The 10,380-nt window shown below is 70.1% G+C and carries 11 protein-coding genes; 3 read left to right on the forward strand and 8 right to left on the reverse strand.

Annotated features, from left to right (window positions below):
• Positions 1-231 precede the first annotated feature (231 nt).
• The 3 genes from VF139_03450 to VF139_03460 all read right to left on the reverse strand — a co-directional run bounded on the left by VF139_03450 (position 232) and on the right by VF139_03460 (position 1,766).
• Complete coding sequence (locus VF139_03450; GenBank protein HEX6850436.1) at positions 232-555, reverse strand: carboxymuconolactone decarboxylase family protein; 324 nt, start codon at positions 553-555, stop codon at positions 232-234.
• A 117-nt stretch (positions 556-672) separates the two neighbouring features.
• On the reverse strand, positions 673-1,404 hold the full coding sequence (locus tag VF139_03455) for an SIMPL domain-containing protein (GenBank protein ID HEX6850437.1): 732 nt from the start codon (positions 1,402-1,404) through the stop codon (positions 673-675).
• Positions 1,401-1,766: a VOC family protein gene (locus VF139_03460; GenBank protein ID HEX6850438.1), complete on the reverse strand. Its 366-nt coding sequence runs from the start codon at positions 1,764-1,766 to the stop codon at positions 1,401-1,403. The genes VF139_03455 and VF139_03460 overlap by 4 nt, the downstream gene beginning before the upstream one ends.
• Positions 1,767-1,844: 78 nt before the next feature.
• On the opposite strand from VF139_03460, the gene VF139_03465 reads away from it, so the two are divergent.
• Entirely contained in the window at positions 1,845-2,366 is a 522-nt protein-coding gene (locus tag VF139_03465) for a hypothetical protein (protein ID HEX6850439.1), read from the forward strand.
• Between the two features lie 4 nt (positions 2,367-2,370).
• Here the strand turns inward: VF139_03465 and VF139_03470 are convergent, their stop codons facing one another.
• Entirely contained in the window at positions 2,371-3,939 is a 1,569-nt protein-coding gene (locus VF139_03470; GenBank protein HEX6850440.1) for an FAD-dependent thymidylate synthase, read from the reverse strand.
• Positions 3,940-3,949: 10 nt separating this feature from the next.
• On the reverse strand, positions 3,950-4,516 hold the full coding sequence (locus VF139_03475) for a CvpA family protein (protein HEX6850441.1): 567 nt from the start codon (positions 4,514-4,516) through the stop codon (positions 3,950-3,952).
• 26 nt (positions 4,517-4,542) lie between these two features.
• On the opposite strand from VF139_03475, the gene VF139_03480 reads away from it, so the two are divergent.
• On the forward strand, positions 4,543-5,037 hold the full coding sequence (locus VF139_03480; GenBank protein ID HEX6850442.1) for a PH domain-containing protein: 495 nt from the start codon (positions 4,543-4,545) through the stop codon (positions 5,035-5,037).
• The gene (locus VF139_03485) at positions 5,027-6,529 is read left to right on the forward strand and encodes a PH domain-containing protein (GenBank protein HEX6850443.1); all 1,503 of its coding nucleotides are present in this window, start codon (positions 5,027-5,029) and stop codon (positions 6,527-6,529) included. Before VF139_03480 ends, VF139_03485 begins: the two co-directional genes overlap by 11 nt.
• A 124-nt stretch (positions 6,530-6,653) precedes the next feature.
• Here VF139_03485 and VF139_03490 read toward each other — a convergent pair whose 3' ends face one another.
• The 3 genes from VF139_03490 to VF139_03500 form a co-directional block, all read right to left on the reverse strand.
• Positions 6,654-8,759: a tetratricopeptide repeat protein gene (locus VF139_03490; GenBank protein HEX6850444.1), complete on the reverse strand. Its 2,106-nt coding sequence runs from the start codon at positions 8,757-8,759 to the stop codon at positions 6,654-6,656.
• A 19-nt stretch (positions 8,760-8,778) separates the two neighbouring features.
• Positions 8,779-9,657 carry a hypothetical protein gene (locus VF139_03495; GenBank protein ID HEX6850445.1) on the reverse strand — a complete coding sequence of 293 codons (879 nt, stop codon included), beginning with the start codon at positions 9,655-9,657 and terminating at the stop codon, positions 8,779-8,781.
• Positions 9,658-9,659: 2 nt separating this feature from the next.
• On the reverse strand, positions 9,660-10,380 hold a 721-nt coding region (locus VF139_03500; protein ID HEX6850446.1), incomplete at its 5' end, for a phosphoribosyltransferase family protein.

Here is a 10,380-nt window from a genome sequence, read left to right on the forward strand (position 1 = left end):
ATTGGCGGCGTTGACGATCGCGTCGACGGCGAGCGTCGTGATGTCGGCCTGGATGGCGCGGAGCGCCGCGGGGTTGCGGAGTCTCATGTCGCCTCCGGCTTCCGGAACCGCGCCCAGATTCGAAGCGCGAGCCACCTCACCCCGTCGTGAGCCTGGAGGATCCATGGTGTTGTCGATGGGACGGGGCAGCAGCCGGTCGAGCATGGACGTCCCTCGAGGAGTCTTGGCAGCTCAGGCTTGGTCGTAGGCGCGTAGCGCCGCGGGGAGCGCCTGCGTCACGACGTGTCCTGCGGCCGGAAGCCCCACCAGGATCGCGCTGATCACCTCGTCGCGGGAGGCGCCGAGCTCCCTGGCGTGCGCGACGTGGAACGGAACGCCGCTCTCCAGGCGAAGCGCGGCGAGCACGGCGAGGTAGGCGAGCGCCTGCGTCTTCGCGTCGAGCGCGCTCGCTTCGCTCAACCCCCGAACCGCACCCATCCAGGCCTGGGCGTGTCCCGGGCTTTCCTTCAGGAACACCTGGAACGCCTCGCTGACGAGTCCGGATTTGTCGGCCATGGATCACCTCTCCGTTCCGGATCGAGCCCATCGCACGAGCAAGCCGATTCTGACAGGCCGGAGCGCGCGATGCGAGCCGGACCGCCGTCCACCGGACTCGGATTGCAGGGGGAGCCGCTACCGCGGCTCACACTCGTACTCGACGACGACGCGGACCGATACGCGGATCGTCGAGGCGAGCTCATCGCTCACGATGAACCCGCGGCGGCGGTATCCATACGGCTCGGCCGAAACGGTGACCGTCTCCTCCAGGTCGTACGGCCGCGATTCGGAACCCGGCCGCCCGACCCGCAGTAAACGCACCGACCGCACGTCGAGATTGGCCTCCGCCGCAGCGATGGCCGCGAACTCACGAGCGTCGGCGATCGCCTGCTTGAGCAGGACGGCGTGCAACTGCTTCGTCCGGATCTCCGAGAGCCGTGCCTCGAATCCCGTCACCGTCAGGGCCGGGACCTTCGCCAAGGCCGACTGCACGAGCGCGACCATGCACGTCTCGGCCTGGCCCTCGGGGACCCCGTCGGCCTGGAGCCGGAACTTGAACTGCTGCTTGGTGGCGATCGTCCACTTCTTCTGCTGCATGAACGTCAGGTCGCGCTCGACGGAGAGCTTCACGCCCTCGAGGGGCGGCGCGATCGACTGCAGGTCGGCGGCGACGGCGCGAGCCTTCGCAGCCCCCTGCTCGAGGGTCTCGCTCGCGGTCTCGAACTCGAGGTCCACGGTCAGGGAGTCCGGGGCCACGTCGGCGACCGCGATTCCCGGCGCCACGATCCGTCCTGGCTCGGCCCAAGCCCCACTCCCGGACGCCACGGCAGCGACCAGCACGATCCTGCACCACAGCAGCCTTCTCATCGGGTTTCCCTCGCCGTTTGCTGCCCGATCCACAGCCGATTCCCGTCCGGATCCTCGATCCGGAATTCGGTCATGCCGTAGAAGGTGACTTCCAGGTCGGGAACCTCGACGCCGTTCGCCCGGACGAACCGGTGGTAAGCGGCGACGTCGTCGGGGTACAGGTAGATCACCGATTGCCGCGGTCCGTCCGGTCGCACGTTGATCGACTGGTCGATCATCAGACGGCAATCGTCGAGAGCGAGCATCGCCCAGCCCTGCCGATCGTCCCGCCGCTCGACGGTGAATCCCAGCTTCCGATAGAACTCGACGCTCGCCGGCAGGTGCCTCACCGGGAGCATCGGAGTGAGCCGCGTCATCGTCATGGGTTCCCCTTCCTCGCCTAGGTATCGGAACTATACGCCCGGCCACCATGAGACAATCCCGCAACGCTCGGAGGATCCATGAAGCGCGCCCCGACAGCGGTCGTGATGCTCGGCCTTGCGCTCGGCGGCCTCGATGCGGCGGCCGCTCCCGACTGCTCCGCTTGGACCCTCGACGGCTACGCGCTCGGCATGACGGGAGACGCGGTGCTCGCCGTCCGCTCCGTCACCCTGCACGTGAAGGGCCAGGCCCAGGTCGTCCAGCCCGGGAAGCTCCACGGCGTGATCGTGATCGACGACGCGGGGCGGCTCGAAAAGTGGGACGTCGGGTACGACGACGTGGGCGCCGGGCCGCTTCGAACGCAACTCACCGCACGACTCGGCGCTCCGGCGTCCGACGTCACCGGTACCTTGATCGAGGATGAGTCCCTCACGGTGCGCCAGCGGCGGACGATCTGGCGGGACGCCGCGTGCGACGCCGCGATCCTCCTCTACGAGAACACCGCCTCCGGCGCGCGCGAGGGCGGGGAGGTCCGGGCGACGCTCACGCGGGCGTCGAGCCTGCCGAAGGGGCTGGTCGAGGCGAGGACCCTCACGCCGTGAGGTCTCAGATCACTCTCCGGTAGCCCTCGACCTTCTCGTTCCAGATCGGAAGCCCGCAGAATCGGCTTCCCTCCGGGCAGAACGGTTTGGTCCCTGCCTCCTTGCGGATCGTGCACGGCGGGAGGAGCCACTCGCCCAGTCGAGGATGCACCTCGCGGACCTGCAGCGCCTCGTCCACCGAGGCCTGCCAGATCTCCTCCTGCGCGTTGTAGCAAAGGCGCATCACGTGTTTGTGGCGGAGGTTGAGGTAGTCCGTCGACTCCGTGAACCGCACCGCGACCGCGTTCGGGAGCAGGTAGTTCGCGAACTCGTCGGAGACGCCCATCGCCTTGAGGCGGCCGATACGCTCCCAGATCCGCGTCATCATCGCGTCGTAACGACGGTGGACCTCGCCGTCCTGCTTCACGAGCGTCGGGGTGACGTAGTCGGGCTCTCCCGTCTGGTGCGCGGCGAGGATCGGGCGCGAGGCCGGGGTCATCCGGTGGCGCTGGTCCTGCGAGTCCCCGGCGTGCGAAAGTTTCTTGCGGAAGGTGTACGCGGGGTGGTGCATCGCCCGCGTGAGCTTGTCCATCGTCGAGAGGTTGAGGGCCTGGCCGAGGATCGGGTTTCTCGCCGGCGAGACCGCGAGGCGAATCGCCTCGTCGTCCGACAGCGCCGACGACGGAATCCCAAGCACCTCGCGCACGGCCCGCGCGACCTCTTCCTCTCCTCTCGCCTTCCAGTCCATCAGCTTCGAGGTCTTTCCCTCGAGGGAGGCGTCGAACTCCTTCACGAACGCGGCGCGCGTGGACGAAGCCGCGAGCTCGGGGCGGGCCTCGAAGAACTTCGCCTCGGGGGTGTCGGCGGCGGGGATCGGCTCGTCGAGCAGGCGCTTGTACTCGGAGTCCACCTCGAGGATCGCCTGGACCATCTTCCCGGCGACCAGGCGCTGCTCGTAGGGGGCGTCGAGCTGCTCGCACATCCGCCAGTAACGCAGGATCGTCAGCGCCGACACGGTGTGGTAGAGGAACGCGCAGGTGGCGACCGGCAATACGTACCGGGCGATCTCCTGGGCCTTTTTCTCGATCTCCTTCCCGTATTTCTCGCGCTTGTTGGCGCGGGCCGGGAAACGCGCGTCGTAGGCGCGTGTGGCGAGCGGGGTGAGCGAGACGATCATCTCGCGGTAGAACGCGAGCTGCTCGTCCAGCCCCTCCTGGTAGACCGCCAGCGCCTCCCCCTTAAGCGGAGGGACGAAGCAGTTCTGCTTGCGCACCTTCACGTAGCGCTGGCTGACCTGCTCCGAGTTGTAGAACGGGTGCGCGTGCAGGAACGACCAGAGGAACTGCCGCGAGACGTTCTCCAGCGAGAACTGGAAATACGCGTGCTGGATCGTGGTGTGGTGGCCGGCCTCGTAGAGGTCGCGGGCGAGCAGCTCGTTGCCGGGCTTGAGGTGCTCGTCCTCGATCAGCTTGGCGGAGTAACAGGTCCGCGCCGAGGTCAGGATGCTCGCGAACGGGGCCCGGAAGTGCCGGGTGATCCGCACGCGAGGCTGGGGCGACGCGTCGGGCACGGGGAGGGGGATCGGCTCGGCCATCGGGCGGATTCTAGTCGGCCCGGACGGCGCGCTCCAACGCCGGTTTCACTTCTCCGCGCCAGGCCTTCCGGAGCTTTCCGATCTCCTCGCGATACGCGGCGCCGTAACGCTCCGGCGTGACCACGTTCGCGAGGTCGGAGACGACCGAGGCGTACGGCGCAAGCCGCGAGCCGGACAGGAGATCCCGCCCCCAGGGAGACGACGCCGCGAGCGGGTGGATCACGAACGCCCCGGCGAGGATCGCCGCCGTGAGCCCCAGCGCCCCCCCGGCCAGGCGGTCGGCCCAGCTGAGCAGCGCCGCCTTGAGGACCTTCCGCACCACCCAGGCCACGGCCCCGCCGACGAGCATCGTCAGGAGGAAGATCGCCGCGTAGGCGGTCAGTCCGGCGGCGGCCTCCTTCACCCCCATCCCCCGGAGCCATGCGGCGACCGGGTCGCGGAACCACGAGGCGAGCAGGAACGCGACGACGAGGGAGGCGATCCCGATCGCGATGCGCGAGAACCCCCGGATGAGGCCGTAGGCGGCGCAGGCGACGGCCGCCGCGAGGAAGACCACGTCGAACCCGTTGAGACTCACGGCGCGGATGATACCGTCTCCGGTCGATGGAACTCGACCGGGACCACCCCTTCGACCGCAACTGGGTCGCCCTCGAACGGCTCACCGGCTGGATCGCCGCGCTCGTGGTCGGCGGCGGCGCGATGCTGGCGAGCCTGATCGCCGTGCTCGTGGCGCGGCCCTCGCTCGCGCTCGGGTCGCTGATCTTCGGCGCCGCGATGTCCCTGTTCCTGCTGCTCGCCGCCGTCGCGACCTTCTGGCCGGAGGCGGCGTGGCGGAGGTCGTCGTGGCGGCTGAACGCACGCGGCCTGGAGATCCGGCGCGGGGTCCTCTGGCGCTCGATCGTCAACGTCCCCCGCTCGCGCGTGCAGCACACCGACGTCTCGCAGGGACCGCTCGAGCGGCGCTTCGGCCTCGCGACCCTCGTCGTGCACACGGCGGGAACCGCGCACGCCTCGGTCGAGGTGCCGGGACTCCCCCACGCCGTCGCGATCGAGGTCCGCGACTTCCTCGTGTCGGCGGGGCGCGGCGATGCCGTCTGAGCTGAGGCTCCATCCCTCGTCGCTGATCTTCGGCCTGGGGAGCGTGGCCTGGCGCCTGCTCATCCCGGCGCTCTTCGTCTTCGTGCTGGCTCGGGGGGACCGCTACGAGGCGATCTTCGCTTTCGTGATCGCGCCGATGGCCGCGGCAGGAGCGGTCTTTCGCTACGTGACCTTCCGCTACCGCTTCGACGAGAAGGACCTCGTCGTCCGGCGCGGGCTGCTCTTCCGGAACGAGCGGCACATCCCCTACGCCCGGATCCAGAACGTCGATCTCGTCCAGAACGTGCTCCACCGCCTCTTCGGCGTCGCCGAGGTGCGGGTGCAGACGGCGAGCGGCGGCGAGGCGGAGGCGACCTTCCGGGTCCTCTCGATCGAGGCGGTGGATGCGATGCGCGCGCAGATCGCGCGCGAGCGCGCTCCCGAAACGACCTCCGACGCGCCCGCTTCCCCCGAGGAACCCGAGGCGCGGGTGCTCGCGGGGATGCCGCTGAGGGAGCGGATCCTGTTCGGCGTGATCTCGAACCGAGGAACGGTGGTGGTCGCCGCGCTTTTCGGCCTGGCCACGCAGTACCTCTGGCGGCCCGAGGAGGCCGAGCGGCTTCCGTTCGACCCCCGCTCGATCGCCGACTCCATCTCCGAATCGATCCTCTCCCCCGGCGGGATCCTCCTCGGCGTGCTGGCGCTGCTGGGACTGATCGTCGCGCTCCGGATGCTCTCGATCGCACACGCGCTCCTGACCTTCCACGGCTTCGAGCTGCGCCTGGCGGGAGAGGACCTCCGCACGACCGCGGGGCTGTTCACGCGGGTCTCCGCGACCGTGCCGCGCCACCGGATCCAGATCGTGAGCATCCGCGAGACGCCGCTCCATCGGCTCTTCGGCCGCGCCTCGGTGCAGGTCGAGAGCGCCGGCGGCGGCGCCGCGGAGCGCGACGAGAACGGCGGGGGGCGCCGGCGGCAGGACTGGCTGGTCCCGCTGATGGCCGCCGGCGAGGTCGCGGATCTCGTGAAGACGATCGAGCCCGACCTCGACCTCGCCGCCCTCGAGTGGAAGCAACCGCACCCGAGCGCGCGGCGGAGGTTGGTCGTCCGGCGTGGGTTCACGGGTCTCGTCTTCGGCGGTACGCTCGCCGGACTCGCCGGCTTCGCGCCGGGCGGGCTGATCGCCGGGGGGATGATCCTCGCGGCGTTCCTCGCCGGAGGGTGGCTTCAGGCCCGGAGCCTTCGCTGGGCGGAAGGGGCGGAGTGCGTCGCCTTCCGGAGCGGGTGGTGGACGCGACGCACGAGCGCGACGCGGTTCGCGAAGGTGCAGGCGGTTTCCCTCGTCGAATCCCCTTTCGACCGGCGCCACGGCACGGCGACCGTCGGCGTCGACACCGCGGGGGGGCTGCGCCTGGACCACCGCGTGCGGATCCCGTTCCTTCCCGCCGGGCTCGCGCGCGAGCTCACCCAGCGCTGGGCGATGCGCGCCGAAGCCGCCGAGTTCCGCTGGTAGAAATAGGGACAGCAACCTATTTCGGTAACTTCGGACTATCACCACATTCCCCATCCGCATGACGTGAGCTTCGGGGTTGGGGCATGGGGTGAGTGCCCGAAGTTACCGAAATAGGTTGCTGTCCCTATTTTGCGATCCGCTGCCGGACGTCTTCGATCTCGCGACGCAGCGCCGACCCCACGGGGGCGCGCTTGGCGGCTTCGTCGAGGTCGGCCAGGCAGCCCGCCGTGTTCCCCTGCGTGTAGCGCGCGATCGCGCGCCCCTGCCAGGCGGGCACGACGTCGGGCTGCAGCTCGATCGTGCGCGAGTAGTCCGACTCCGCCCCCGCCGCGTCCCCGACCGTCAACCGGAGGGCCGCGCGGTTGATCCAGACCTGCGGGTCCGTCGGCGCGAGCCTCACCGCGGCGTCGAGGTGCGTGCGCGCCTCGGGAAGGCGTCCCGCCTCGAAGAGGAGGTAGCCGAGGTTCGACTGCGTCTCGGCGTTCTTCGCGTAGATCTCGACCGAGGCCATCGCGTGCTGGAGCGCCTCCTCCCTCCGGCCGAGCTTGATCAGCGCCTTCGCCGCGTTGTCGTGGGTCCGCCAGTCGTTCAGCCGCCAGGCCTGCGGGTCCCCCGCGAGGGCCCGGCGGTACTGCGCGAGCGCCTCCTCGTGCCTTCCGGCCTTGGCGAGCTCGACGCCCTTCGAGACGTAGTGGCGGTAGTCGGCCGCGGGAACGGTGATCTCGCGGAAGGCGTCGTACCCGGTCGCGACGAACTCCGGGATGTTGACCGCGCGGTTCGCCGCCTTGGCGTTCTCGACGAGGATCGGCGGCGTCGCGTTTCCTTCGGCGTCGATGTGGGTCAGGAACATCTCGGTGTACGGCGTGTTCTGCTTCGAGGAGAAAACCAGCCACTTCCCGTTCGGCGAGAAGCTGTGCCACGAGTTCATCAGGGAGGTGTTGCACGCGAGCTCACGCGGCGTCCCCCCTTCGAACGGGACGATCCAGAGCTTCCCGTCGGGACGCAGGAGCATCCCGTTCGTCGCACGCGTCCAGACGATCCACTTCCCGTCGGGGGAGATCTTCGGGAACGCGTTGCTCATCCCGTTCGCCGAAGCGCCCCGTACCGGCTCCGCGACCCCGCCCTTGCCGCCGTGGAACGGGATCCGGTAGAGCTCGAAACGCATCGGCGTCTCGTTGGGATCGCCGGCGAACGTGGCGGGGGGCTTGCCGCGGTCGTACGGGTCGCGCGCCTTCGCGCGCGCGAAGACCAGCCACTTCCCGTCGGGGCTCCACACGGGATTGCAGTGCACGTACTCCGGGTCGTCCGCCCCGGGGAGCGCCTCGATCTTGCCGGTGTCCCTGGAGTACACCGCGAGGATCCCGCGGGTCGGGTAGAAGACCTGCAGGATGCGGTAGTCGCCGAAGTTCCGCACGTACAGGGCGTCGTTCACCGTCGCGACGACGTGCCTGCCGTCGGGGCTCACCCGCGCGAGGAAGCCCAGCGTGAACCGATCGGGGGGCCTCCCGGCGAACGCGTTCCAGGAGAGGATCTGCGCGTTGTCGAGGACCGTCCTCTCCTTCAGCTCCGCGAGGGCGTACGCCCCCTTGTCGCCGTCGGGGCCGTCGAGGTCCATCCCGAACGTCTTCCCGTCGCTCGAGAAGCTGTGGCAGTTGGCGCAGGTCGTCATCCCGGTGAGCAGCACCCGGCTGTCGTCGCGCGAGACGTCCTTGAGCCGCCAGGCGATCAGCGGAAGCGACTGCTGGCCGAGGGGCTTGATGACGCCGTCCTCCCCCTGGGAGGGCATCAGCGGGACGTCGCGATAGAAGATCGGGGCGCCTACGGGATCCGGGGAGATCGACAGCGAGACGCTCCCGGACGACACGACGCCCGACGGCCCCATCCCCTCGATCGTGAGCCGGACCTTCCCCGGCCGGCTCCGGATCGCCTCCCAGGTCGCGGCCGGCGGTCGCCACGCGCGCGCGGTGGCCTGATAAGGCGTGGGCTCGGGGAGTCTGTTCGTCACGGACACGCACCGCTCGTCGATCGTGCCCGCCGGTTTCGGTCCGCCGGGAACCTCGGTCACGAGGGTCGCGCCGGCGGCGGGAGCGAGCGTCACGCGCCAATGCGTCGCCCCCGTGTCGTCGTGCCAGAGGACCGTGGGAGCGGCGAAGTCGGGGGGGAAGGCCGACCCGTCGAGCGGGTAGTCGACGACGAGCGCCGCGGCCGCGAGGAGCAGCGTGGAGGTCACGCCGGGATCGTACGGCGACTCAGTCCGTCGGCACCCAATCCTTGGTCAAGTGGAACCAGAGCGCGAGGCCCCCCCACGTCCCCAGCCGCGCCACCGACCGCCCGATCGTCCGGTCGGTCACCTTCCTCCCCCCGTGGAACAGGCGCGCGTATTCGGCCCGCATCCACGAGTCGAGCGCGAGGCCGTCCGGGCGCCCCCAGAATTTCAGCAGGTTCTCCGCGACGTAGGGGCCGGCGCCCGGGAGCGCCAGGATCCGCTTGCGGAGCTCGACGACGGGGCCCGGATGGGTCGGCCATCCCTCGGGATCGACCTCGCCGCGCGCGACCATCCCGGCGAGCTTCCGCAACGACGGGGCCCGGTACCCGGCACGCACGTGGTTGCGCCACGCCGACTCGGGGACCGAGGCGAGGCGCTCCGCCGTCGGGAAGGCGCGCGTGCCGTCGGCGGCCGGCTCGCCGTAGCGCTCGACCGCCGCGGTGACCATCTTCACCGTCAGCGACCACGAGCAGTTCGTGGTCATGACGAGCTTCACGACGTCCTCGAAGACCGAGGCCCCCCGAAGGAAGCGCCCGGTTCCCGTCTCGGCGATCCAGGCGAAGCGCGGGTCGGTGCGCACGGCATCGTGGAACGGCCCGAGGTCGAGGTCGAGGTTGAGGATCCGCCTCGCCGCCGCCTCGAGCTCCCTGCGCGTCGAAGGGGTCGGGCGCCCCGCGATCGTCATCGCGACGGCTCCCTCGGCCGGCTCGAGCCGGATCGCGTAGGCGCCGGAAGCGGTGGCCACGGTCGCCCCGAGGGCCCCCTCCTCCGCACGAAACGGCGGGAGCCCGTACCAGCCGTGGCTGAGGACCGTGCGCGGGAAATTGAAGCCGGGAGGGGCCGGCAGGAGCACGCGTGCCACGGTCACACCGTGGCGTCGGCCTGGGCGGTCCGTTCTTCCTCGATCTGCAGGAGCATCTTCGGGGTGATGTCGCCGGTGGGGTAGTTCCCGGAGAAACAGGCGGTGCAGAAGCGCGGGATCCGCGGCTCGGCCCCGCCGACGGCGTCGGTGAGGTCGTCGAGGGTCTGGTAGACGACCGCGTCCGCGCCGATCTCGAGGGCGATCTCGTCGTGCGAGCGATCGCGCGCGACGAACTCCCGGCGCGTCGACATGTCGATCCCGTAGACGCACGGGTGGATGAGCGGCGGCGACATCGACGCGAAGATCACGCGGCGGGCGCCGCAGTGCCGGGCGAGCTGGACGATCTGGCGGCTGGTGTTCCCGCGCACGATCGAGTCGTCCACGAGCAACACGTCCTTGCCGCGGAACTCCTCCGAGATCGCGTTGAGCTTCTGCCGCACCGAGCGCTTGCGCTCCCGGTCACTGGGCATGATGAACGTCCGGCCGACGTAGCGGTTCTTGACGAGGGCCTCGCGGAAGGGGATCCCGAGGGCGTGGGCCATGGCGAGGGCCGCCGTGCGCGCCGAGTCGGGGACGGGGATCACGACGTCGGCCGTGTGCCCCGCCGCGCGGAAGGTCTTGGCGAGCTTCTCCCCCATGCGCATGCGCGACGCGTAGACCGAGACCCCCTCGAGGTACGAGTCGGGGCGCGCGAAGTAGACGTATTCGAAGACGCAGGGGTGG

This window comes from Candidatus Polarisedimenticolaceae bacterium, assembly GCA_036376135.1.
GTDB lineage: Bacteria > Acidobacteriota > Polarisedimenticolia > Polarisedimenticolales > DASRJG01 > DASVAW01.